This window comes from Longimycelium tulufanense (assembly GCF_014645795.1).
Classification (GTDB): Bacteria; Actinomycetota; Actinomycetes; order Mycobacteriales; family Pseudonocardiaceae; genus Longimycelium; species Longimycelium tulufanense.
Genome location: NZ_BMMK01000005.1, coordinates 43,858 through 68,060 on the forward strand (window position 1 = coordinate 43,858; position 24,203 = coordinate 68,060).

A 24,203-nucleotide genomic window follows, 5' to 3' on the forward strand; every position below is an offset into this window, starting at 1 on the left:
TGTCGGAAAGGTCGCGGGAAAACCCCTATGGGTCAGGGTTTTGTCGGCTCAGCCCGTGGCGGGCTTGGACCGGGTGCCCGACGGGCTGGCCTGGACGGCGAGCATCGCGATGTCGTCGTGGTCCCGCCCGCCGAGCCAGCCGTCCACCGCCGCACGCACCCCGGCCACCAGCTCGGCGGCGCCCCGGTTCACGCCGGCGGCCACCGCGTCCCGCAGCCGGTCCAGACCGAACAGTTCCCGTCCGCCCGGCCCGCTGCGTGCCTCGGTGACCCCGTCGCTGTAGAGCAGGCACAGCTCGCCCGGGGCCAGCACCACGTCGACCTCGCCGAGGTGTGCCTCCGGGAGGATGCCGACCAGGCTGCCGGGCAGGGGGACGTCCTCGACCGTGCCGTCCCGGCGCAGGACCAGCGGCGGCGGGTGGCCCCCGGAGCCGAGCGTGAGGGTCAGCCCGGCCGTGCCGTCCAGCCGGACCAAGCCCACGACCAGCGTGGCGAACCGGCTGCCCGCCCGGGTCAGCAGGACCTCGTTGAGCAGCCGTAACAGCCTGGCGGGCCGGTGCTCGACCAGCAGCAGTGCGGCGAGGGTGGAGCGGATGCACCCGGTGAGCGCGGCGGCCTCCGCACCGTTGCCGGAGACGTCGCCGAGGAAGAGCACGGCACCCTCGGGGCGGGGGTGCACGTCGAAGAAGTCGCCGCCGACACGGAGCGGGCCGCGCGCCGGCCGATAGTCCACGCCCCAGCACACGCCCGGCACCTCCGGTGGTGGGACGGGCAGGAGCTCGTTCTCCAACGCGAGAAGGGCGACCTCCTGCTCCCGTACCCGCCGGGCGGCCACCAGCGCCGCCCTGGCCTGTGCCTGGAGGTCGCGAAGCATGACCAGCTCGTGGTCGGTGTGGCGGTGGCGTCGCGCCACGAGCAGCCATCCCGGGTCCTCCGCACCGATCCCGGCGAGAAGCGTGGAGTCGACGTCGTTCTCCCCCAACTCCGGCCATGGGAGCGAGGCCCGTAACGACATGGGTACTTCATTGATGCTCTCGGCACCGGTGAGCAGTCGTGTCAACGCCGCGATGGTGCGGACCCGGATGAATCCGGTGGTCATAGTCCGCGCGGCACCGCACCACCACCGCATCCGTCCCCGCGAGGACGGCAGCAGCACGACGGCGTGGTCCGCCACGTGTTCGGTGGCCAGCCCGACGAGGGAACGTGCCACGTGTTCCTCGTCCACCACGCCGCGCAGCCGACGGGAGGTCTCGACGGCGAACCGGAGTCGGTGTTGTTCCCCGGCGGGCGCGGGCGGCTGGTCGCCGGTCTGCCCCAGTTCCCACACGCGCCAACCGGATCCGACCGGGCGGCTGGTGCCGGACAGCCGGAGTCCACCTCGCTCCAGGCGAAAGGCACCGTTGCCGGCGGATGATCCGCTCCAGGGCAACCCGGCCTCGGCGGGGTCGTCGCCGATCGCGAGCCCGGGAAGAACCCGACGGGCCGCGTGGTTCATCAGGCGCACGGCCCGGCCGTCGGCGAGGACGACGGGCACCGCCAGGTGTTCCAGAACTCCCCGGAGCGGCAGGGGATCCGGCTCGGCGCCGGGCGCGGCGGGGTACCCGGGGTGAGCGCCCTCGCTCACCGGCACGGTCTCCCGGCACCGGGCCGGTGCGGGCGCTCCTGCGGTCGCTCACCCATCGCGCGCACCTCCTGCGGCGATGCCAGTCGTCGTCGGTGCCGGTCGACCGGCTGCGTCGACCGTCCGCCCGGGCGGTCGACGAGCGAAGTCCGTGCGGGACCAGCTCCCGCCCGGGCCGCGGCGCGGCATGGTCAGGGTAGCGAAGCGATCGGTCACGGCGCTGTGAGCGGGGATCCACCGGTTTCGCCACGGTGGAAGCTCCGCGTGGTCGAGCATCGCTTGTTCCCATGGGACCCTTGCGTCGCGCGATCGCCACCCGTTTTGGAGGCAGCCGTGACCGAGCAGCCGCGGCACGTCGTCACATCACCGGTCCGTACCTCTGCGCCGGATGGTCCGTCGGGGGCCGAGGAAGCGGTGCTGGAACGGTTGTACGCCGCCCTGCACGACTTGCGGGACGGCAACTTCCGGCGCCGCCTCGCGGTCACCGGCGACGGCCTGGGCGCCGCGGTGGCCACCGCGTTCAACGAGCTGGCCGACCGCAACCAGCGCCTGGTGGGCGAGTTGGTGCGGGTGCGGGAGACGGTGGGCCGCCAGGGCCGGCTGGACGGGCGGATGACGACCGCCGGGGCGTGCGGGGACTGGGCGGTGGCCGGGGCCGCGGTCAACGGGCTGGTCGAGGACCTGACGTTGCCGACGACCGAGCTGAGCCGGGTGCTGGTGGCGGTGGCCGAAGGCGACCTGTCGCAGCGGATGTCCACCCGGATCGGCGCCGAGCCGTTGCGCGGCGAATTCGCCCGGCTCGGCCGCACCGTCAACGGGTTACTCGAACAGCTGGCGTTGTTCGCGGCCGAAGTCACCCGGGTGGCACAGGAAATCGGCACCGAAGGCCGGCTGGGTGGGCAGGCCCGGGTACCGGGGGTGGCCGGAATCTGGCGGGACCTCACCGACTCGGTGAACTTCATGACCGCCAACCTGACCGCGCAGGTGCGGGACATCTCGCAGGTGGCCACGGCGGTGGCCACGGGCGATCTGGGCCGCAAGGTCACCGTGCGGGTGTCGGGCGAGATGCTGGAGTTGAAGAACACCATCAACACGATGGTCGACCAGCTCTCCGCCTTCGCCTCCGAGGTGACCCGGATGGCGCGGGAGGTCGGCAGCGACGGTCGGCTCGGTGGTCAGGCCGAGGTGGCGGGTGCGGCGGGAACCTGGCGGGACCTCACGGACTCGGTGAACCTCATGGCGCGCAACCTCACCGCACAGGTGCGCAACATCGCCCAGGTCGCCACCGCCGTCGCCCGCGGCGACCTCTCCCAGAAAATCGACGTCGACGCCCGCGGCGAAATCCTCGAACTGAAGAACACCCTCAACACCATGGTGGACACGTTGCGGGCGTTCGCCGACGAGGTGACCCGGGTCGCCCGCGAGGTCGGCACCGAGGGCAAGCTCGGCGGACAGGCACGGGTACCCGGCGTGGCCGGAACCTGGCGCGACCTGACGGAGAACGTCAACTCCATGGCGGGCAACCTGACCAGCCAGGTGCGCAACATCGCCCAGGTCGCCACCGCCGTCGCCCGCGGCGACCTCTCCCAGAAAATCGACGTCGACGCCCGCGGCGAAATCCTCGAACTCAAGGACACCATCAACACGATGGTCGACCAACTCTCCGCCTTCGCCGACGAAGTCACCCGCGTCGCACGGGAGGTCGGCAGCGGGGGCAAGCTCGGCGGACAGGCACGGGTACCCGGCGTGGCCGGAACCTGGCGCGACCTCACCGACTCGGTGAACTTCATGGCCAACAACCTCACCGCACAGGTGCGCAGCATCGCCCAGGTGACCACGGCGGTCGCCCGCGGCGACCTCTCCCAGAAAATCGACGTCGACGCCCGCGGGGAGATTCTGGAGCTGAAGAACACCATCAACACGATGGTCGACCAACTCTCCGCCTTCGCCGACGAAGTCACCCGCGTCGCACGGGATGTGGGCACCGAGGGCAAGCTCGGCGGACAGGCACGGGTACCCGGCGTGGCGGGCACGTGGAAGGACCTCACCGACAACGTCAACTCCATGGCCACCAACCTCACCAACCAGGTCCGCAACATCGCGGCCGTGGCAACGGCGGTCGCCGGGGGCGGGTTGAGCAAGAAGATCACGGTGGAGGCCAAGGGGGAGATCGCCGCGCTCGCGGAGACGATCAACGGGATGGTCGACACGTTGCGGGCGTTCGCCGACGAGGTGACCCGGGTCGCCCGCGAGGTCGGCACCGAGGGGATCCTCGGCGGACAGGCACGGGTACCCGGGGTGGCCGGCACGTGGAAGGACCTCACCGACAACGTCAACTCCATGGCCACCAACCTCACCAACCAGGTCCGCAACATCGCGCAGGTGACCACCGCGGTCGCCCAGGGGGACCTGTCGAAGAAGATCGACGTGGCGGCCCGCGGGGAGTTCCTGGAACTCAAGACCACCATCAACACGATGGTCGACCAACTGTCGGCGTTCGCCTCCGAGGTCACCCGGGTCGCCCGCGAGGTCGGCACCGAGGGCAAGCTGGGCGGTCAGGCCGAGGTGGCCGGGGTGTCGGGTACCTGGCAACGGCTGACCGAGAGCGTGAACCGGCTGGCCGGCAACCTCACCACGCAGGTGCGCGCCATCGCGGCCGTGGCCACCGCGGTGACCGCCGGCGACCTGACCCGCAAGATCACCGTGGACGCCTCGGGCGAGGTCGCCGAGCTCAAGGACAACATCAACCAGATGATCGCCAACCTCAAGGAGACCACCCGGGCCAACCGGGAGCAGGACTGGCTCAAGACCAACCTGGCCCGGATCTCCAGCCTGATGCAGGGGCACCGGGATCTCGGGGCCATGGCGTCGTTGATCATGACCGAGCTGGTGCCGCTGGTCTCCGCCCAGTACGGGGCCTTCTTCCTGGCTCGCTCCGACGGCGACGGGCCGGTGGTGCTGGAGCGACTGGCCAGCTACGGCTTCTCCGGGGATACCCCGAACCGGTTCACCCTCGGCGAGTCGCTGGTCGGGCAGTCGGCTCTGGACAAACGCACGATCGTGGTACGCCGGGTACCCCCGGACTACGTGCGGATCACCTCGGGGCTGGGCTCGACCTCACCGGTGAACCTGATCGTGCTACCGGTGCTGTTCGAGGGACGCCCGCTCGGGGTCCTCGAGCTGGGGTCGGTGAGCGAGTTCACCGCGGTGCACCAGGACTTGCTGGAGCAGTTGAAGGAGACGATCGGGGTCAACGTCAACACGATCCTGGCCAACTCGCGTACCGAGGCGTTGCTGGGCGAGTCGCAGCGGCTGACCGCGGAGCTACGGGCACAGCGGGAGGAGCTGCAGCGCTCCAACACCGAGCTGGCCGAGAAGGCGGCGTTGCTGGCCCGGCAGAACCGCGACATCGAGATCAAGAACCGGGAGATCGAGCAGGCCCGGCGGGAGCTGGAGCAGCGGGCCCGCGAGCTGTCCTCGGCCTCCCGCTACAAGTCGGAGTTCATGGCGAACATGTCGCACGAGCTGCGCACGCCGTTGAACAGCGCGCTGATCCTGGCCAAGCTGCTGACCGACAACCTGGAGGGCAACCTCACGCCGAAGCAGGTCGACTACGCGCGCACCATCCACTCCGCGGGCAGCGACCTGCTGCAGCTCATCAACGACATCCTGGATCTGGCCAAGGTGGAGGCCGGGCGCGTGGAGCTGCGCCCGGCCACGGTGCGGGTCGCCGAGCTCGTGGACTACGTGCGGTCCCTGTGGCGGCCGTTGACCAGCGAGAAAGGGCTGGACTTCCAAGTCGTGGTGGCGCCGGGGACACCGGAGGTGTTGCGCACCGACAAGCACCGGCTGCAGCAGATCCTGCGGAACCTGCTGTCCAACGCGGTGAAGTTCACGCACGAGGGCGCCGTGGAGCTGCACATCCGGCCGGCGGAGCCGGCGGAGGTGACGCACGCGGCGTTGCGTCGGGAGCCGGGGCGGATCGCCTTTGCCGTGCGCGACACCGGGATCGGGATCGCACCGGAGAAGCTTTCGGTGATCTTCCAGGCGTTCCAGCAGGCCGACGGGACGACCAGCCGCAAGTACGGGGGTACCGGGTTGGGCCTGTCCATCAGCCGGGAGCTCACCCACCTGCTCGGTGGGGAGCTGCGGGTACGCAGCCAGCCGGGCGCCGGCAGCGTCTTCACGCTCTACCTGCCGATCGGCCCGGCCGCCACCGGGTGGGTGCCGACACCGGACCGGATGACCGAGCGGGTCGCCCTCCCGCCCCCGGAGGCGGTGGAAGCGGTGCAGCCCCAGCCGTCAGGCGAGCTGGTTTCCGTTTCCCCGGCGGGGGATTCGGCGGCCGAGGGATCGTCGGCACCGGGGCCCGCCGATCCGCCCGCCCGCTTCCACGGCGACAAGATCCTGATCGTCGACGACGACCTGCGTAACGTTTTCGCGTTGACCAGCGTGCTGGAGATGCACGGGCTGGAGGTGGTCTACGCCGACAACGGGCTCGCCGGGGTGCGGGCGCTGGAACAGCATCCGGATATCGCGCTGGTGTTGATGGACGTGATGATGCCCGAGCTGGACGGTAACGCGACCACCGCGGCGATCCGGGAGATGTCGGAGTACACGGACCTGCCGATCATCGCGGTGACCGCGAAGGCGATGAAGGGCGACCGGGAGAAGAGCCTGGCCTCCGGGGCGACCGACTACGTCAGCAAGCCGGTCGACACCGACCAGCTGTTGCGGCTCATTGCCCACCACCTCGACGCCGACCACCGGTCCGACACCGGCCCCGGGTGAGGGGACGGGCGCGGCAGGGAACCCGTGCGCCGGACGGCCCCGTCCCCGCGGGCGTGCGAGGTAACGGGCACGACCCCGTTCGGATGAGGGGCGTGCCGGCTCCTGCCGGGTGAACAGGCACGTTCAGCCCGGCGCGGGGGTGGGACGGGCATCGCCGCGCTGTCACGCTCGGTACTGCCGACAGCTCACCCGTTGGGCGGTTCGGACGGACTTGCCCATATCGTGGCCGATTCGGCCCACCGGGCCTTCCGCTGGCGGCCCACATCGCCCGATGATGCCCTTCACCCGAGCCTGTTAGCGGCGACATCGCGGAGCGGCCGCCCGCCACCACTCCGACGTCCCCGCCGGCGTGCGACGACGCTGCGTCACGCCGGTGCGGACGAACGGGGGTGACCCGCCACCGAAGGAGCGACAGATGTCCCAGCGTCCGGACGAGATCGCGACCCCCTCCGGCGAGCCGGTGCCGGCCCCGCGCCGGCCGGGCGCGGCCGGGCCACCCCAGCCCTGCGTCGAACTCACGGTCTCCGACGAGCTGCAGGACATCGAGGACCTCATCGAGGTCTCGGTGCTGCGGTGGCCGACCGCGATCGTGGTGTCGGTGCGCGGCGAGGTGGACCTGGTCAGCGCTCCCCCGCTGCAGCGGGAGCTGGTCGAGCAGCTGGAGAACGCCGGGACGTTGCTGGTCCTGGACCTCACCGAGGTGACCTTCCTCAGCTCCGCGGGGCTGTCGCTGCTGTACGAGGTGGGCCGACGGGCCGCGGACCGCGGGGTCGGGTTCCGGCTGGTGGTGAACACACGGCCGGTGTTGCATCCGCTGACGGTGACCGGCCTGGCCGCCGAGTTGGATGTCCGGCCGAGCATCGAGGAGGCGTTGAACTAGGTCGCCGGCCGACGTTTCCCGTGACGTGGATGGGCGACAGTACACGAGGGGCACTGGCGGGCGGGCGGCGTGTCCGTCCACAAGGGACTTCGGAGGTGCGGTCCGATTCGTGGTCCGTCGCGCCGCCTTTCCTCGTGGGTTCCCGGGGAAACACGCCGTTGCGGGAATGGCCGGCGTCCACCAACGGGGGTGTGGTGCCCCTGCCGTCCGGTACCGCATGTCTTTGCCTTCGGACAAGGGTCAGGTAGCGTGAACGCCGGACGGAGTCGAGGCGTGACGAGGTTCGACCGGACGAGAGCGGTTCCCACCATGACCTTCCCCGCCGACGTGGGTGCCCGTACCGCTGGCCTCTCGCTCGACCACCGCACCACGGTTTCGCTCGGACGGGTGGCACCGGTCGTCGCTGTCGGCCACGAGGATCGGAACCGGGTCGTCGCGGACAGCCTGGACGCGCTCCCGCCCTGACGTGTCTGCCCGCGCCCGCACCATCCCCGTCGGCCCCGTGCCGACCGAGCCTGTTTCGGCAGCCCCAGCCCGATCCCGGACTCCAGAGGTGGCCTCGTGGACCTTCCCGTTCTCCTCCTCGGCGACGTCGGGCCGATTCGCGTTCCGGTTGAGCCGAAGCGATTCCTGCCCTGCGGGCCGACCGGGTCGAGGGGAGGCAGAGTTTCCGCGACGTCCGGCACCGATGCCGGGGAGCGGGCATGAGCGCGACCATGTCGATCCGCACGGAGCTGGATATCGTCCGGGTGCGGCAGGCGACCCGCCGGGCCGCGGTCACCGCCGGCTTTTCCCTTGTCGAGCAGACCAAGCTGGTAACCGCGGCCGAGGAGCTGGCCCGCAACACCCTCGTCCACGGCGGGGGCGGGCAGGTACACGTCGAGCTGGTGGCCGACACCCCGACGGTGCGGCTGACCTTCGTCGACTCCGGGCCGGGAATCTCCGACGTCGACCAGGCACTCGTCGACGGGTTCACCACAAGTTCCGGGCCGGGGCTGGGGTTGGGCGGGGCCCGGCGGCTCGTCGACGAGTTCACCATCGACTCCACGCCGGGGCACGGCACCACCGTCGTCGTCAGCTGCACGTCCGATACCGGGCACGCCCCTTGAGCGCGCCGTCACCGGGCCCGAATGCCGCACTGCCGGCAGCTGCCCACCGCCGACACCACAGCGCCCCGCGGGAGACCGGCGGTCTTCTGCCAGCTCCGGGACGAACCGACGCCGTATCGGCGGGCTCGGTTCCGGTGCCTGGCAACCGACCCGCGCGGTGGTCGTTGCCGGGACGGGACAGGCCGACCAGACATGATCCGGCCGTCACCGGTGCGTGGGTACGGTGGCAGCCCAGCCTCGGGGACGACCCTGTGGCGGCCATCTGCTCGCGAGGTGGGCAATGACGTCCTACGACTTCACCGTGTCCGGGGAGCAGGACGCGGTCCTGGCGCACGACGCCCTGACCCGGATCGTCGCCGACCTGCCGCTACAGGTACGACCACGGGCGGAGTTGCTCAGCGAGGCCGCCCAGCGGTTGCGCGACCTGGGAGCACGTGGCGGCCGGCTGCGGGTGCGCCTGGAGGAGTGGCCGGGTGGGACGGCCGAGCGGCCGGTGTTGTCCGGCCCGGCGGACGACCTGGTGCTGCGGCCGCTGCTGGACCTGCTCGCCGAGTACGAGGAGTCGCTGGAGCGGTACCAGCGGGAGCTGCAGCAGACCAACACCGGGTTGCTGGCGTTGCATGCCGAGCTGGAGCGACAACGGTGGCAGCTGGCCTTCCTCGACGAGGTCACCCGGCGCTCCGCCACCTCGCTGCACCTCGGGCAGATGACGCGCATCCTGGTGGAGTTGTTGCGGGACAACGGCTTTGCCGATGACGCCGCAGTGTGGATGGTGGACGAGGGCGGCCGGCCACGACGCATCCCGCGCGAGGGCACCGCGTCCACTGCCGACGAGGTGCGGGAGGTGTTGCGGGGCGGTGGAACGCGGTTGGCGAATCACTCCCGGCAGCTGCTGACCCCGCTGGACGTCGGCAGCCAGCGGTGGGGTGTGTTGGAGCTGGCCCGGCGGAGAAGCCCGTTCCGGCCGGAGGAGAAGGTGCTCGCCCGGCACCTGGCCGGTCGGGTGGCGATCACGGTGCGCAACGCGCGCGAGTACCAGCGGGAGCGGGAGCTGGCCGAGACCCTGCAGCGGGCGATGCTGCCGGAGCCGCCCGCCGTGGCCGGGCTGGAGTTCGAGGCGGAGTACCGGCCCGCCAGCCGCGGCATCAACATCGGCGGTGACTGGTACGACGTCCTCGTCCGCCGGGACGGCACCGTGGTGCTGGCCGTCGGTGATGTCACCGGCCACGGGTTGGACGCGGCGATCCTCATGGGGCAGCTACAAAACGCGTTGCGCGCCTACGCCCTGGAGGGCCACGGTCCGGCACGCACGTTGGAGCTGATGCACCAGCTCACCCGGCAGGCACCCACCCGGCTGTTCGCCACGGCGGCCGTCGTGGAGCTGGCGCCCGGTGGGGAGCTGCGGTGTGCCCTGGCCGGTCACCTCCCGCCGATGTTGTCCGACTCCTCGGGGCGGATCCGCGTCCTGGAGGGCGCCACCGCCCCGATGCTCGGCCTTCCCATCGACCGGCCGTTCGCCGAGCAGGTGGACGTCATGCCACCGGGCGGGAATGTCCTGCTCTACACCGACGGGCTCGTCGAGCGCCGGGGTTGCGACATCGACAGCCGCCTGGACACGCTAGCGGGCACGCTGTCCGCGGTGGCCGGCCAGAACGCGGCCGATGCGGCTCGGACGCTGTTGCACACCATGCTGGGTGAGGAGCGCCACGCCGACGACGTGTGCCTGTTGGTGTGCCGCCGGTTGCCCACCTTTGGACAGCCGGCCACTCCTCCATCCCGAGCAGGCTGACCGTGCGGTTTGGGTCACACTCCTCGTTGCGCGATGCCTCGGCGGGGTAAGCCATCTGTGGCTTGCCGTTGCCCCGGTTCCCGGCGGATTCGTCGTGTGCGGAGGTGGTGGCATGACCGGTTCACCTGGGATGGTGGCGACGGCGCGGCTCGCCCGGGCGCGGGAGCACTGGTCGTGGCGTTGTGGGACGGTGTGGGCCGGATCCGGCTGAGGTAGTGGTGGTGGGGAACGGATCCGAACATGGCCCTGTCGGCCGTGGCGTTGCGGGGACGCGTTGGCCTGCCACGGTTTCCACGTTCATGGCCCGGATCGACCTCGGCGTACTTCGGCCGCCGGCGGCTGACACCCCGGCACCGGGCAAACCGGAGTCCGGGATGACGAGTGCATCGACAGCCGGGCGCTGAGGCCCGGCTACCAGCCACGACAACCCCACCCACGCGGGGATTGTCGCCCGGTTGGCCCAGCGTGGTGCCCCGTTGTGACGCGCAGAGCCCTTGCCTCACGCCGGCCATCGACGTCAGCATGGACGAACATCGCATCGGACCAGGGCGACACGGTGAGCGAGGTAGCGCGTTGGTGCGGCATCGCGACCGTCATCCGGCTGACGTCGTGGCCTCGGTCGAGGCGGCCCTCGAACCACTGTTGCTGGTATGGGGACGGGCCGCGGAGCAGGTGCACCCCCGGGTGTCGGCACCCCAGCTGCGCGCGTTGCTCACCATCGCCCGGCACGGCGTGATCAACCTGCGCAGGCTGGGCGAGGAGATCGGTGCGATCGCCTCCTCCACCAGCCGGTTGTGCGACCGCCTGCAGGCCGCCGGGCTCATCACCCGGCACTCCGGAACCGCCGACCGGCGCGAGGTGTTGCTCCGGCTCACGCCCGAGGCGCGTCGGCTGCTGGCGGAGTTGGAAGAAGCCCGCCGCGTCGACCTGGGCACGGTGCTCGGCCGGATGACGCCCGAAGGACAGCGCGCGTTGCTGTGCGGACTACGCGAGTTCGGAGCCGCCGCGGGCGTGGTGGGGTCACTACGGGAGAAGCCGGCGTAGCGCGTCCCAGCGGGTCCCGGCACGTACGGCGTTGGCGGGTGAGCGCCGTGGTCGGTGTGTAGTTCCGACCGCGGCCGGGATCACTTCGCCGGCTGCCCGCCGTCTACCACGAACATCTCGCTCAAGCCGGTGATGTCCAGGATGCGCCTGGCGTAACGGTCGACGTTGCGTAGCACCACGTCGCCGCCGCGTGCCTGCGCCGCTTCCTTGGCTCGGACCAACGCGCTCAGGCACGCGGAGTCGAAGAACGTCACGGCGGCGAAGTCGACGACGATACGCCGTGCGCCGGCGTCGAACGCCCGGGCAACCTCGTTGTCCAGTTGCGGGGCACTACCCAGGTCGACCTCGCCCCGGAGGACGATCATCGCCTCGGTGCCCGTGACCCGGCCATGTGCCACCCCGGGGGTCGTCCGGTTGGTGTCCTCGCCCACTCGGTCGCTCGCCTCCCTGGCCGTCGGGTTGGTGACCCACTCGCCGGGCCAACCCGTGCCGCGCCCTCGGCGGCCGGTGTGGCGGGCCGAGCAGCGCCGGGGTGCCCGTGAAGCACGCCGTGGCACCGACCGTACGCCATCCAGTCCCGCCCGGCAGGTCGCCCAAGCGTGCCACCGCGTCGGAGGACCGGGCTTGCGCCGCCTCGGTTTCCGTTTTCTATCGACCGGGCCGGAGGGTCCGCCGTTGGGGGTGGGAATGGTGTAGGACCGGATAGCGAAGAGCCCGGTTCGGCGCATGCGCACAACTGCTGTGGAACGCTGCGCAACAGGTGTGCTCCGCTGTCCCCGTTCGGTGGCAGCACGCGTTCCCCGGTTCCAACCGTTGAATCCGGGGCGCGGCAAGGGATCGCAGGCGCTCCGGACGCACGCGCAGCCGGGGTTGGTCGAGGCCAGTGGAGGTAGCCATCGTGACCGACACGGGTGCGTCCGGGGATGTGCGAAACGGCGCGCGGGCGTTACGGCTTGCCCTCGACGGCACCGGCCCGCCGCTGTACCGAGTCCGGCAGTGGTTGCGGGAGCAGCTCCCACCGACGTCCGCGGAGGTGCGTGACGACGCCCAGCTCGTGGCCACCGAGCTCGTCTCCAACGCCTACGCGCACACCGTGCGTGCCCGCGAGCTGCGGCTGGTGGTCGACGACCGAGTAGGCAGGCTCCGCATCGAGGTGGCGGACCGGTCCAGCGCCCAGCCGGTGCTGCGCGACCCGGATCCACGCAGCACCGGAGGTCGGGGTCTGATCATCGTCGACCATCTGTCGAGCCGATGGGGTGTGACCTCCACGCCGGAGGGCAAGACCGTCTGGGCGGAGCTGACGCTGGAGAGCTCATCGAGGTAAGCGACTTCCCGGCGGAGTTCGCGGGGGCACCCCTGACGTGTGAGTTGCCACGAGGTGCGGACAGGCGACAGCCCGCCACGTAACCTCGGGCGACGTGCCCTGTCCCAGCGCAACCCTGGTGGTGTGGACGTCGGCGTGGCTGCACGGTGCGGCCGCGGCCGACGACGCGCTCGACGCCCTGAACCCGTGGGCCGAGGCCCACGAGGTGGTGGCTGACGACGCCACCGCTGGCCAGCTGGACCTTCCGGTGGCCGGTGACCGCCCCGTCTCCCCCGCTCTGCTCCTCGCCGCACTACGGCGGGCCGGGGCCGGCGTGGGGCACCTCGTGCTGCCGGTCGCCGGTGACGTGCGCGGTCTGGGCGGGGTTCACGAGCTGACCGCTGCGGCACTGCGCGCCGGCGAAGCCGCGGTGCTGCCCGACGCGGGCGTGGCCGTGGTGCCGGAGGCGGTCGCGGACGGGGTGCTGCGCTGGACGGTCTTCGCCCTGCCGCCGTTCCCGCCCCCGCCGGAGCATGTGCCGCTCGGGGAGGCCGAGCACCGCATGGCCGAGGCGATGCGGACCGCAGCCGCCACACTGGCGGCCCTGGATGTTGGCCGGGACCGGCCGGGGGTGCGTGGCGAGATCGAGGCCGCGCTGCGGAATCAGCCGCGCATGCGATGGCCGGAAGGCGCCCCGGCGCGCGCGGTTCGGGTCTTGTCGCGCGCCGGTGAGCTCGAGGCGATCGTGGCCGCCGCCCTCGGTGACGGGGACGGCGCAGCGGTGTCCGCCTCTGCCATGCGGGGGCGGAGGGAGGCGCTCCGGCCGCTGGCCGACGCGGTGCGGTTGGCGCGCCGCGCGGCGGTGGACGAGGCCGTGCGCGCGTTCGCCCACTCGGCGGGCCGCCGCTAGCGCGAGCGGGTCGACCCGGGCGGACCTGGCCGGCCCCGGTCGGGCGACACCGTCAGGCGCGGGAGGGCAGCAACCCGCCGTGGTAGGTGACCATGTCCAGGATCGCGGCCGGAAGATCGATCGGCGCTCCCGGCTCCGCCCCGTCCAGCTCGGCGTAGGCCCGGTGGAGGTTGGCGGCGAGGCGCTCGGGCTCGCGCAGGGCGGCGAACGGTCCCAGGTCGGCCTGCCGGGCCGCCGCCAGCGGGGTCAGCCGGGCCCGCCGGCCCTCCTCGGCGGTCCGGCGCAGGAAGCGCAGGTAGGCCAGTGTCTCGTCGATGGCCTCGGGGCCGCAGACCTCCCCGTGTCCGGGCACGATGACGCGGGCGCCCAGTGGCTTGAGCACCTCGTCCAGGACCCGGGTCGCGCCGCTGAGGGAACCCTGGAGCAGGAACGGCGTGCCGCCGTGAAAGATCAGATCGCCCGCGAACAGCACTTCGCGGTCGGGGATCCAGACGATGGAGTCGTTGGTGGTGTGCGCGGGCGTACCCACGTAGCGCACCTCGCATCGCAGGTCGTCGAGGCGGAGCGTGACGCCGTCGCGGTAACCGAGGAAGGGCGGCTCCAGCTCGAGGTCTCCCCACTCCACCTCGGTGGTCCAGGACGGGTGGTCTCCCGGCAGGCCGAGTTCGAGGGCCGCGTCCCGACATCGCTCGTGCGCAATGATCGTGGCTTGGCGGAACAGGTAGTTGCCGTAGGTGTGGTCGCCGTGGTGGTGGGTGTTGACCACGGTACGCACGGGCTGGTCGGTAACGGTGGCGATCGCGTGCTGGTAGGCGCGCGTGCGGCGCTCGGTGGCGCAGGTGTCGATGCTGACCGCGCCGCGGCTGCCCACGATCAGGCCGGCGTTGTTGACGTACCAGCCTCCGTCCGGCTGGACGTAGGCGTAGATCCCTCCGCTCAGCTCGACCAGCCGTGGTGTGGGTTCCACCTCGTCCCGCGGTGTGCTCATGAGTCCCCCTCGGTCGGGCACCGATTGTCTCCGTCCGCGCTGCTGCTCCGCACGGTGTGCTCGGCGGCACCGCGGTGCGATCATGCCAAGCCCTGCGCCCGGCGACCCTGACGCACGAGGCTGGTACACCGGGGAAAAGGGGAATCCTGGCTACTCCGGTGAACTACCCCGACCCGGTGAGCCCGGGATACGTGCCATCAGTCATCCGGACTGCTTCCGGGGCGCCCGCAGGTCCGTCCCCGTTGCTCCGCTCGCCTGGTTGAGCACCCCGATCGTGGGATATGCGCGAGCTGAGGGAACGACTCGCGCCTCCGGCGCTTTCTGATCCCCTGCCGGGCGCACGACCATGAACCCGACGAGGCGGGGACGGACACCGCACCGCTGCGACCGAGGCGCGGACACGTCCCGCCTGCCGTGTTGGCCCACGACGCAAGGGAGCGGTCGATGGGGATCCTCGGGCGGCTGTGGCCGCCGAGCGTCAGCAAGATGGAACGCGCCGGCGATGTCGAGGGGCTGGTCACCGCGCTGGCCTATCCGCACGACCGGCGGGTCCGCCAGCTCGCCGCGGCCGCCCTGGGCACGATCGGCGACGCGCGGGCGGTCGAGCCGCTGATCGCCGCGCTGGAGGACTCCTCCCTGGATGTCCGGGTGGCGGCCGCGGCCTCGCTGCGCAGGCTCGCCGATCCCCGTGCGGTGCCGGCCCTGTCCACGTTGCTCGACAGCGTCCTGACCGAGTGGGACCGCTGGATGGCCGAGCTGCGGGAGGAACGCCACCTGCAGGAGCTGCGTGCCGGCGGGAAGGTCAGCTACGAGCCGGAGAAGGACGTCGCCGAGGTCGAGCCGCGGGTCCGCAGCCTGTACCAGAGCGCGCTGCACCTCGCCGCGGAGGCCGGCGGCCCGTTCGCGCCGGATCTGGTGATGCGGATCTTCGAGGAGCGGGACGACTTCGACGCCCGCTGTGTGAAGGCCCTGCACGAGCTGCAGGCCGTCGCCCAACTGGCCCGGGTGGCGCAGGACGAACGGGCGGTGGCCGCGCTCAGCCTGCTCGGCGACTTCGCCGACGACGAGCGCGCCTGGAGCGTCCTCGTCGACGCGTTCCGGGTTTCCACGACGTGCGAGCGCCGGCTGTACGCGGCCGAGGGGCTGCGGCGCGCTCCGCATCCGGAGAAGCTGTCCCTGCTCACCGCGGCACTGCGCCGGGAGCTGGGTCGCAAGGACGAGGGAGCGTGGCTGGGCTACGACAGCCACGGCCTGCACCGCTCGTCCGAGGTGATCCTCACACTGGTCGAGGCGCTCGGGGAGCTGCGCGACCCGGGTGCGGTCAGTTTGCTCGCCGAGCTGCTGCACGCCCGGGACGGTCGGATCGGCGCCGAACAGCGGCAGGCGATCATGCTCGCCGTGGTGTCGGCGCTGGGGCGGACCCGCGGCCAGGCTGCAATCGAGGCGCTGGCCAAGGCAAGCGACCACCCGGACACCGAGGTCGCGGTCACGGCGGTTCGGACGCTGGACGAATGTGCGGGTGGTCGTGCCGTCGAACTGCTCTCGCTGGTCCTGGCCCGCGCAAGCCTTCCGGTTGCGCGGGAGGCCGCCGCACTCCTGGCCAAGCACGCACAGCACGATGATGCTGCGGTTGACGCGCTCACCACGGTGTTGTCCCATGTGGACGCCCATAAGGTGGATGCGGCCGCCGCGGCGCTCGACGAGTTGCCGGCGGAACGGTTGCCCGAAACTGTGCGCGGCGCTCTGCTCGGTGCGTGTTACCGTTCTCCCAGGGCGATCACGCTCGTGCTTCGCCTCGTTCATCCTGCGGCGTTGCGTCGCATTGTCGAGTCCACCAAGCGTTTCACCGCTTCCGAGGATCCTGCTTTCGATCCGTTCGCCTGGCTGGACGGTGTGGTGCGGCCCAGGTTGAAGGACATCCTCGGCCAGGTCGCGGGCGAGTTGTCCCAGGACGATCTGGTGTTCTTCGCCGAGCTGCCGGACAGCACGACCTCCTACCGCACCGACGAACTGCTGGAAGCCGGCGACTCGGACCTGGGTGTCGAGCCGACCTGGGCGTACCGGATCAAGGACGTGAGCTGGACCGGGATCTGCCAGCTCGCACGTGCCGAGCTGGACCGGCGTGCCGGTGAGTCGGCGTCGGGGTGAGTTGTGGGCCGCATTCCTCGCGAGGACACGTGACGCACCGGCCCGATCAACCAACCTGGCTTGGCTGGGCCGAGTTGTTCCGGTGTCGGTCGCCGAGGTTCACCCCCGGGATGGTCACTTCCCGGCGGCTTTCCGCGCGAAGGCGGTGTCGACGTAGGAGTCCGTGCTGAGCGGCTTGGCGTCCTTCATGAGGTCCGCGTCGCGGTAGACCTGCTCCTGCTTCGCGAGCTGGTCGGTGAGCGGGGCGAGGTCGGGCTGCCAGGTGTAGGAGGGGACGTCCCTGAGCACCGCGACGTCCTGTCCCGTTGCCCGCGCGAGGATCTGCAGGGTCTCCTCGGATCGCGCCCCCTCGCCCTGCAGGTCACGACTTGCCCGTACCAGAGCGTTGAAGAACTTCTGGGCGGCCTGGCTCTTCGCGAACGCCCCGCCGTAGATCACACCGGTGGCGGAGGCGCCCTTGGGTGGGACGGCCAGCGGTTTGGCCACGCCCGCCTTCTCCATCTTGGTGGTGAAGGGGGCAGCCACCAGGGCCGCGTCCACGCTGCCGTTGGCCAGAGCGGCCTGCATGTCCGGGTTGCCGAGGTTGACCACCTCGACATCGGTGAGCGACAGCCCGGCCGGGCGCAGCACGGTGGCCAGCTGGAAGCCGCCCGCCGCGCCCGGGCCACCGGCGACCGCCACCTTCCGGCCGCGCAGGTCGGCGGGCGAGGAGATGTCACCGAGCCGGGTCGACACTTCGAGCGCGCTGGGCGAGGCCTTCGGGTCACCGGGCGCCACGCCCATGGACCCGACCACCTTCAGGTCCAGGCCGCTGGCGATGGCGCTGAACAACCCGGCGGAGAACCCGGCCACCACGACGTCGAGCTTGCCGCCGGCGGCCGGACCCACCGCGTCCTGGCCGGACTTCACCTTCCGCAGTTCGACCGACAGCCCCTCGTCCGTGAAGTACCCCTTGTCCTGGGCCACGTACAGCGGGGCGAACAGGGTGGACGGCACGTGCGCCACCGTCACCGGGGTGTTCGATGCTGCCTGCTGGCCGCCGTCGGAGCAGCCGGTGAGCGCCAGCGCCGCCGACACGGCGACGACACCGAGAAACCGCCTCCGGGAGTGCGTTGTCACCGGTGAACCTCCGTGGTTGCGCCGGGCGTTCGGCCCGGGGTAATCGGACTCGTGTTGGGTGCAAGTGCTTCTTGGGCTCGTTCGGGATCGTCCGAGGCCGCTCGGGCGGCCACCGGCTGTGGAGCCCGAACCGTGGCCCGTGAGAGCGAGGGTCCCGGTTGTGCGCTACGGGAGGTCACAGTGCGGTCTCCCCGTTCCTCGACTGGCGGGGCCGGCCGGTCGCCGGCTGGCGCCGCCACGGCATCACCAGCCAGCCGAACGCCGAGACGACGCCGGTCAGCGTCGCCCCCAGCAGCGCTGCGGCCATCAGCCCGACGTACATGCGTTCCGGCTGGAACAGCTGCCAGGAGTTCCAGATCAGGTAGCCGATCCCCTCATCAGCCGCCACGAACTCGACCGCGATCGTCACCACCACGCCGAGCCCGACGGCCACCCGCAGCCCGGTGAACATCTGCGGCAGGCTGGCCGGGACCAGGACCAGGCACAGCCGTCGCCAGCCCCGCACCCGGTAGGCGCGGGCCAGCTCCATCGTGCGCGGGTCGATCTGGCGGACCGCGGACTGGGCGTTGATCTGGGTGACGAAGAAGACCGTGATGGCGACCGCGAGGATCCGCGGTGTGTCGCCGAGCCCGAACACCAGGAGCAGCAGCGGCAACACCGCGATCTTCGGCAGCGCGTAGAGCGCGGCGAACAGCGGACCGAGTGCCGCGCCGAGCGCACGCCAGCTTCCCATCGCCAGTCCGACCAGGATGCCCGCTGCCGCCGCCGGGAGGTAGCCGCCGAGCAGCCGCAACACGGTCGCGAGCAGATCCCTGGGCAGTTCCCCGGAGCCGATCATCTCGACGGCCTTGGTCAACGTACGGGTTGGCGGTGGGAAGGTTCGCGCGTCGATGACATCGACGGACGCGGCCCACTGCCACGCCAGCAAGGCCAGGGTCGGGGTCAACACCGCCAGCACCACGTCTCGCCGCCGCAGCCAGCGGCGGCGCCGGGTCTCCGCCCGCACGACCTCCTCGCCCAGGGCGTCGACCGTGCGCTCCACGTACTGTTTCACGCTTCCGCCCGCTCCGTCCCGACCTCGTCCCGCAGCACGTCCCAGAGATGGAACCGCAGGTCGACGAACTCCGCGTGGTGCTGCACGTCCGGGCTGCGCGGGCGATCGAACGGCACCTCGACCTCGGTGCGGACGCGACCCGGCCGGGCGGACACGAGGATGACGCGGTCGCCGAGCAACAACGCCTCCTCCAGGGAATGGGTCACGAACACGACCGTCTTGCGCTCGGCCTCACACAGCGCGAGCAGCTCCTCCTGCATCAGCATCCGGGTCTGCGCGTCCAGCGCGCCCAGCGGCTCATCCATCAGCAGGCAGGGCGAGCCGGTCGCGAAAGCCCGGGAGATGGCGACGCGCTGGCGCATACCACCGGATAGTTGATGCGGGTAGGCGCTCTCGAAGCCGGACAGACCGGTGCGTGCCAGCCACTCGCGTGCCACCGCGACCCGTTCCCGGCGGTTGCCGGGAGGCAGCCCGAACAGAACGTTGTCGAGCACCGTCAGCCACGGGAGCACGCCGGAATCCTGGAACACGAACGCCGTCGCGGGATGCGCGCCGTCGTCCTCGGGGCGCACCACCTCGCCGCTGCTGGCCTCCTCCAGGCCCGCAAGAATGCGCAGCAGCGTCGACTTGCCGCAGCCCGACGGCCCCACGATGCAGGTGAAGGAGCCTCCCGCCACGTGCAAGGACATGTCGCGCAGCGCCCACAGTGGCCCGTCACCACCGAAGAACAGCTTCGACACCTGATGTGCGGCGAACGCCGTCCTCGTGTCCGAGGTCGCGTGGGTCCGCTGCATGAACCGTCCGTCCCATTCGTGTGGACCTGCCCGGATGAGCGGACGCCACGGCTCCCGCCCCACCATGCGAACGTACCGAGCCAGCAGGCGACCGATCCGCCCAGGGATCTATTCATCACCAGAATCGACCAGCCTGCGGAATTGATAAGCAGGGCTTTGCCCCGATGGCCTGACACAAGGCCAGGCCGCATGAACCCCGCTCGTTGTTTCCTGTCCGTGCGGCCCCCAGCTGGTGCGGGTGCCCACTTGCTTGGCGCCCTGCGGGCGCCGACAGGGCCTCGCACCCTATGGCCAGTTGCCCTGTTGCGGCTCTCGGCCTGGACGGGCGGGTGTCTGTCCTGGCCGAACGTGGCGCCGTGGCTCCTCGTCGGTCGGAGTTGCTTTAATTGACACTGAAGCTACAGCGCCAAAATAAATGCTCGCTGCGCGATCGACGAACCCAAGGTTCCACCCGTTTCACCCGGAGGTGGTCACGGGTACATGCATGCGTGCGGCCGTTCGAGGGAAGCCATGGCCTAGCCCGCTGCCCGACAACGGGAGGTGACGCGTGACTACCGCACAAGAACAGGACGTGGTTGAGCTGCTTCTGGAGCAGCACAACGAGATCAAGAATCTTTTCAGCCAGCTTTCGACCGCGCAGGGAGACCGGAAACGCGAGCTCTTCGAGGACCTCGTCCGGCTGCTCGCGGTGCACGAAAGCGCCGAGGAGGAGGTCGTCCACCCGATCGCCCGCCGACGCATCCAGAACGGCGAGACCGTGGTGGACGACCGGCTGCGCGAGGAGAACGAGGCCAAGGAGGCGCTCGCCGAACTGTACGAGCTCGGCGTGGACCACCCCGAGTTCGACGGCAAGCTCCGGGCGCTGGCCAAGGACGTCATCGACCACGCCACCCACGAAGAGAACCAGGAGTTCCCGCAGCTGCGGCAGAACCTCACCGCCGACCAGCGCCGCCGAATGGCGGGCGCGATCCGCGCCGCCGAGGCGACCGCGCCGACCCGTCCGCACCCGGGCGTTGGTGAGTCGGCCATGGCACAGCTGCTCGCCGGGCCGCCGATGGCGGTGTTCGACCGGGTCCGGGACGCCGTCCGCGACTGGCGGCAGTCGAACCGGGACGACTGACGGATCCGGCCGGATGTGTCGGGGGCGGTCTCGGTCCGCCCCCGACGCATCTCCGGCACCAGGCGGCGTCACCAGCAGCATCAGTTACCGCGCTTGGCGCTGGCGCCGACCCGCTCGACGCAAGGGGCTCCCGGTCTCAGGCGGCGTCGGCGCTGTCGGAGTTCAGGCAGGCGAGCAGCTCCGCGCGGTGCAGATCCGCGATCGGTGCCAGCAGGTCGGGGTGCCGGAGCAGCACCGCCGCCTCCAGATCGCGCCGGTCGGGTTCGGTCAGGCGACGGAAGTCCCGCTCCAGGTCGCCGGCGTGGTCGGTGTCGGCCAGCGCCTCGACCGCGGTGGCCGCGAGGGCGGGGTCGGCGAGCAGGCAGGCCGCCCAGCTGACCACGACCTCGTCGACCCAGCTCCGCCAGGTGTCCTCGCCGGACTCCGGCTCGTCGCCACCAACGACGCCGTCCAGCCGCGCGGCGCCGCCCGGACCCATCATGTCCAGGAACGCCGCGTCGAGCGCGGTGGGGTAACGCAGCCACGCGGCCACCGTCACGGCCTGCCGGGCCTGAACCTTGACGAGCGTGGCGCTGAAGCTCCCGCCGACGCCCGGGTAGGCACGGACCAGCCATTGTGTTGTGGCCGCGATCACCGGGGCGAGGTCACCAGCCACGACGAACCTCATTCCAACCTCGCAGTGGCGACGCCATCACACCGGGCAACCGCCACCGACACCCATTCAGGTGTTAGTTAGGCGACGCTACCTTCCCACCAAGATCACATAAAGGATGCTGTGATGCAGGCCCCTCGCCTGCCGGCACCGACCCTGCTTCGGACCCGGGAGCGGACGCTCAGTTCGCGGGCGTTGGCAGTGTCACCGCGGTGAACGCTTCTCCTTCCCGCGCCGCTCCGCGCGTCATCGTCATCGCCGCGCCGAACGAGCTGGTGACGTTGTAGAGCCGGCTCTGGTTGTCACTGTTGCGGAACACGAATGCCCACGTGGGCCCGTTCGCGTTGGCGTAGGCGAACGCGGTGGGGTCCGTGGCGGCCTTGTCGAAGTCGAACGTGATCTTGGACCAGTCGCGCCACTCGCCGGAGCCCTGCACGGTCTCGCCGGTGCTGTAGATCCCGCCGTCGGTACCGCGCGCAACAACCTCGACCTTGCCCGAGGCCGGGCTGATGAGTGCCGAGGGCGATCCCGCGGCGGTGAAGGTCCCGACCCGGTCCCATGTCTGCGGGAAGCTCCCGGTGTCGTCCTGCTTCTTGGTCAGGATCGAGCCGTCCCCACCCCGGACGAAGACCTGGATCTTGCTGCCCGGATACACCACTACGGCGGGAATGCCGGTCAGTCCCGGGTCACTCAGCACCGTGCAGTCCGACAGCGTTCGGTCGGCGTACCGCACGGTCCGCAGCGTGCCGTCAGAGCCCAGTCCGAACACCTGGATTCCGCCGCTGACCGGGACCGCCGTCAGCGTGCCGCCAAAGCCGGCCAACCCGAGGCTGAGCCAGGAGGTGTAGGAACCGTTCGCGCCACCCTGTGGCAACGCCCACAGCACGCCGTCCGCGTCGCTGGCGAACGCGACAACGGCACCGTCTTCTTGGCGTGCGGTTGTGGCGTGTGCGGCCATGGCACCTTCGACCGGTGACCACGAAGCCCATTCCGGTGGGTTCTTCGTCGCTTGCGTCCGCGTCCACATGGGTCCGGTCGCGTTGTGCCCGAAGATCTGCAGCTTGCCGTCGGCCTGCTCGGTGAGGGCCGGTTGGCCGGTGAACGCCTCGTTCTCCGAGATCACAGTCCACCGCACGGAGTTGACGTTGTCCGGGTCGGGCTGGTGACCGTGCAGCAGCCGGCCGATGTTGTCGGTGTAGGCGTATTCGAGCGTGCCGGCCGCCGCACCCGGCAACGGGGATGCCTGCATTGCGCTGGTGCGGGAGAACTGCTCGACCGCCACGTCGGACCTGATGGGCCGGGCGAGCTTGGTGAGGGCCGTCGCCGTGCCGGACCGCGGCTTTCCTGTGGTTGCCTCGCCGACGGAGCCGACCGCAGCGTCCATCTTGCCGTCACCGTTGATGTCGCCCATGGCGAGGGACGAGCCGAAGGCGTCGCCGCCCTCGTTGCGCTCACCCACGTCGAACTGCGCGATACGCCTGCCGTGCCTCAGGCTCCGGGTGGAGTCCGTCTCGCGTGGGCCACCACGGAACAGGTAGACGGCGCCGGCGCCCTTGACCGTGCCGTAGGACTTTCCGGGCGTGCCAACGAGCAGGTCCGCGTAGCCGTCCTTGTCCACGTCGCTGGCCGCCAGCGCGTGACCGAACCGGTCGCCCGCCTCAAGGGTCTCGCCGGTGTAGTGCTCCTGGACCCAGTAGCCCTCGGCGAGTTCCTTGGAGGCGCCGGGGAAGATCAGAAGTGAGCCGCCCGCGGGCAGGCTTCCCGGTGCCTCACCGGGGACGCCGGCCGCGACATCGGCGTAGCCGTCCTTGTCGAAGTTGCCTACCGCGACCGCGGCGCCGAACCGGTCGTTGGCTTCGTTGGCGCCCTTGGCGTCGCTCTGGAAACGACGGAAACCTTTGGACTTGCCGCCGGACGCGCCGGGCACGACGTAGATGGCGCCGCCGTTCGCGGGGTTGGAGCCGACGGCTTCACCGGGTGCACCGACGACGAGGTCGGCATGCCTGCTGCCGGTCACGTTGCCGATGGCCAGGGCCGCGCCGAACTGGTCGCCGTCCTCGGTGGTGCCGTTCGCGTCCTCCTGGATGGCCGACCAGCCCTTGCCCACGCCGCTGGACGAGCCCTTGTAGATGTAGACGCCGCCACCGCGCTTCTTCTTGTCGCCTGGGATCTCACCGGGCACGCCGATGGCGAGGTCGTCATAGCCGTCGCCATTGAGGTCGCCGGCAGCGAGCGCGGTGCCAAAGCGGTCGCCGGCCTCGTCCGAGCCGCCGCCAACCGTCTGGCCGAACCACTTGCCCTTGGCCAGCCCGGAGGACGAACCCGGGAAGACGGCGATGGCCCCCGCCTTCGCCTCGGAGCCGACCGCTTCGCCGGGGATCCCGACGGCCAGGTCGGCGTAGCCGTCCTTGTTGAAATCACCGGCCGCCAGCGAGGCGCCGAAGCGGTCACCGGCCTCGTCGCCGGCACCGATGTCGCGCTGGATGAGGCGGACCCCGGGCTGAAGCCCGTTGGCAGAACCGAGGTAGACGTATACGGCACCCGACGCGGCGCCGTTGACGGTGTCGTTCGGCGCGCCCACGGCGACGTCGGCGTAGCCGTCCTTGTTGAAGTCACCGATGGCCACGGCTTCGCCGAACCTGGCACCCGAGGCGAAGCCGCCCCCACTCACCTGGCCCGGAGCGAGGATGTGGTGGGCATACGAGTTGGCCGCGGGACAGCCACTGACCGCCGGCTCCTGTTTTGCCGAAGCCGGCGTTGCGGCAAGGAGACTGCCAGCTACTGTCGCCGGCGCAGCGACCACGGCGACCAACAGGCGGCCTTGAAAACGTCTTTTCATTGGAACAACTCCCACTCGACCCCGCAACCAGAACACAAAGTGG

General features: G+C 70.9%; 18 protein-coding genes. 10 read left to right on the top strand and 8 right to left on the bottom strand.

What is annotated here, in order from left to right; genetic code table 11:
• Positions 1-48: 48 nt before the first annotated feature.
• On the bottom strand, positions 49-1,623 hold the full coding sequence (locus IEY55_RS07720; protein WP_189055457.1) for a PP2C family protein-serine/threonine phosphatase: 1,575 nt from the start codon (positions 1,621-1,623) through the stop codon (positions 49-51).
• 330 nt (positions 1,624-1,953) lie between these two features.
• On the opposite strand from IEY55_RS07720, the gene IEY55_RS07725 reads away from it, so the two are divergent.
• The 6 genes from IEY55_RS07725 (at position 1,954) to IEY55_RS07750 (ending at position 11,233) form a co-directional block, all read left to right on the top strand.
• On the top strand, positions 1,954-6,411 hold the full coding sequence (locus IEY55_RS07725; RefSeq protein ID WP_189055459.1) for a HAMP domain-containing protein: 4,458 nt from the start codon (positions 1,954-1,956) through the stop codon (positions 6,409-6,411).
• A 415-nt stretch (positions 6,412-6,826) separates the two neighbouring features.
• Complete coding sequence (locus tag IEY55_RS07730) at positions 6,827-7,291, top strand: STAS domain-containing protein (RefSeq protein ID WP_189055461.1); 465 nt, start codon at positions 6,827-6,829, stop codon at positions 7,289-7,291.
• 273 nt (positions 7,292-7,564) lie between these two features.
• Positions 7,565-7,756 (top strand): hypothetical protein, encoded by a 192-nt coding sequence (locus IEY55_RS07735; RefSeq protein ID WP_189055463.1) that lies wholly within the window; start codon positions 7,565-7,567, stop codon positions 7,754-7,756.
• Between the two features lie 239 nt (positions 7,757-7,995).
• Positions 7,996-8,400, top strand: coding sequence for an anti-sigma regulatory factor (locus tag IEY55_RS07740; protein ID WP_189055465.1), 405 nt, complete (start codon positions 7,996-7,998; stop codon positions 8,398-8,400).
• A 280-nt stretch (positions 8,401-8,680) separates the two neighbouring features.
• The gene (locus IEY55_RS07745; protein WP_189055467.1) at positions 8,681-10,189 is read left to right on the top strand and encodes a PP2C family protein-serine/threonine phosphatase; all 1,509 of its coding nucleotides are present in this window, start codon (positions 8,681-8,683) and stop codon (positions 10,187-10,189) included.
• A gap of 576 nt (positions 10,190-10,765) precedes the next feature.
• Positions 10,766-11,233, top strand: coding sequence for a MarR family winged helix-turn-helix transcriptional regulator (locus IEY55_RS07750; protein ID WP_229686157.1), 468 nt, complete (start codon positions 10,766-10,768; stop codon positions 11,231-11,233).
• An 80-nt stretch (positions 11,234-11,313) separates the two neighbouring features.
• Here the strand turns inward: IEY55_RS07750 and IEY55_RS07755 are convergent, their stop codons facing one another.
• Positions 11,314-11,664 carry an STAS domain-containing protein gene (locus tag IEY55_RS07755; protein ID WP_229686158.1) on the bottom strand — a complete coding sequence of 117 codons (351 nt, stop codon included), beginning with the start codon at positions 11,662-11,664 and terminating at the stop codon, positions 11,314-11,316.
• 467 nt (positions 11,665-12,131) lie between these two features.
• Between IEY55_RS07755 and IEY55_RS07760 the strand changes: the two genes are divergently transcribed.
• Together IEY55_RS07760 and IEY55_RS07765 are read left to right on the top strand one after the other, a co-directional pair.
• Positions 12,132-12,557 carry an ATP-binding protein gene (locus tag IEY55_RS07760; protein ID WP_189055471.1) on the top strand — a complete coding sequence of 142 codons (426 nt, stop codon included), beginning with the start codon at positions 12,132-12,134 and terminating at the stop codon, positions 12,555-12,557.
• Between the two features lie 94 nt (positions 12,558-12,651).
• Entirely contained in the window at positions 12,652-13,446 is a 795-nt protein-coding gene (locus IEY55_RS07765; RefSeq protein ID WP_189055473.1) for an Rv1486c family protein, read from the top strand.
• Between the two features lie 52 nt (positions 13,447-13,498).
• On the opposite strand, the gene IEY55_RS07770 is transcribed toward IEY55_RS07765, so the two are convergent.
• Entirely contained in the window at positions 13,499-14,434 is a 936-nt protein-coding gene (locus tag IEY55_RS07770; RefSeq protein ID WP_189055475.1) for an MBL fold metallo-hydrolase, read from the bottom strand.
• 444 nt (positions 14,435-14,878) lie between these two features.
• On the opposite strand from IEY55_RS07770, the gene IEY55_RS07775 reads away from it, so the two are divergent.
• A complete protein-coding gene (locus IEY55_RS07775; protein WP_189055477.1) occupies positions 14,879-16,582 on the top strand; it encodes a HEAT repeat domain-containing protein in 1,704 nt (567 codons plus the stop codon).
• A 114-nt stretch (positions 16,583-16,696) separates the two neighbouring features.
• Here IEY55_RS07775 and IEY55_RS07780 read toward each other — a convergent pair whose 3' ends face one another.
• The 3 genes from IEY55_RS07780 to IEY55_RS07790 all read right to left on the bottom strand — a co-directional run bounded on the left by IEY55_RS07780 (position 16,697) and on the right by IEY55_RS07790 (position 19,549).
• A complete protein-coding gene (locus IEY55_RS07780) occupies positions 16,697-17,701 on the bottom strand; it encodes an ABC transporter substrate-binding protein (RefSeq protein WP_229686159.1) in 1,005 nt (334 codons plus the stop codon).
• Positions 17,702-17,876: 175 nt separating this feature from the next.
• Positions 17,877-18,755, bottom strand: coding sequence for an ABC transporter permease (locus tag IEY55_RS07785; RefSeq protein ID WP_229686160.1), 879 nt, complete (start codon positions 18,753-18,755; stop codon positions 17,877-17,879).
• Positions 18,752-19,549 carry an ABC transporter ATP-binding protein gene (locus IEY55_RS07790; protein WP_189055479.1) on the bottom strand — a complete coding sequence of 266 codons (798 nt, stop codon included), beginning with the start codon at positions 19,547-19,549 and terminating at the stop codon, positions 18,752-18,754. Before IEY55_RS07790 ends, IEY55_RS07785 begins: the two co-directional genes overlap by 4 nt.
• A gap of 547 nt (positions 19,550-20,096) precedes the next feature.
• Here IEY55_RS07790 and IEY55_RS07795 point away from each other — a divergent pair.
• The gene (locus IEY55_RS07795) at positions 20,097-20,669 is read left to right on the top strand and encodes a hemerythrin domain-containing protein (protein WP_189055481.1); all 573 of its coding nucleotides are present in this window, start codon (positions 20,097-20,099) and stop codon (positions 20,667-20,669) included.
• Positions 20,670-20,805: 136 nt separating this feature from the next.
• On the opposite strand, the gene IEY55_RS07800 is transcribed toward IEY55_RS07795, so the two are convergent.
• Together IEY55_RS07800 and IEY55_RS07805 are read right to left on the bottom strand one after the other, a co-directional pair.
• Positions 20,806-21,336: a hypothetical protein gene (locus IEY55_RS07800; protein ID WP_229686161.1), complete on the bottom strand. Its 531-nt coding sequence runs from the start codon at positions 21,334-21,336 to the stop codon at positions 20,806-20,808.
• 166 nt (positions 21,337-21,502) lie between these two features.
• Complete coding sequence (locus IEY55_RS07805; protein WP_229686162.1) at positions 21,503-24,160, bottom strand: DUF8189 domain-containing protein; 2,658 nt, start codon at positions 24,158-24,160, stop codon at positions 21,503-21,505.
• Positions 24,161-24,203 lie beyond the last annotated feature (43 nt).

What these genes read in the sequence shown, in the direction of transcription:
- IEY55_RS07730 (WP_189055461.1), top strand. Translation starts at nt 6,827, where the DNA reads ATGTCCCAGCGTCCGGACGAGATCGCGACCCCCTCCGGCGAGCCGGTG.
- IEY55_RS07790 (WP_189055479.1), bottom strand. Translation starts at nt 19,549, where the DNA reads ATGCAGCGGACCCACGCGACCTCGGACACGAGGACGGCGTTCGCCGCA.
- IEY55_RS07745 (WP_189055467.1), top strand. Translation starts at nt 8,681, where the DNA reads ATGACGTCCTACGACTTCACCGTGTCCGGGGAGCAGGACGCGGTCCTG.
- IEY55_RS07740 (WP_189055465.1), top strand. Translation starts at nt 7,996, where the DNA reads ATGAGCGCGACCATGTCGATCCGCACGGAGCTGGATATCGTCCGGGTG.
- IEY55_RS07800 (WP_229686161.1), bottom strand. Translation starts at nt 21,336, where the DNA reads ATGAGGTTCGTCGTGGCTGGTGACCTCGCCCCGGTGATCGCGGCCACA.
- IEY55_RS07805 (WP_229686162.1), bottom strand. Translation starts at nt 24,160, where the DNA reads ATGAAAAGACGTTTTCAAGGCCGCCTGTTGGTCGCCGTGGTCGCTGCG.
- IEY55_RS07775 (WP_189055477.1), top strand. Translation starts at nt 14,879, where the DNA reads ATGGGGATCCTCGGGCGGCTGTGGCCGCCGAGCGTCAGCAAGATGGAA.
- IEY55_RS07770 (WP_189055475.1), bottom strand. Translation starts at nt 14,434, where the DNA reads ATGAGCACACCGCGGGACGAGGTGGAACCCACACCACGGCTGGTCGAG.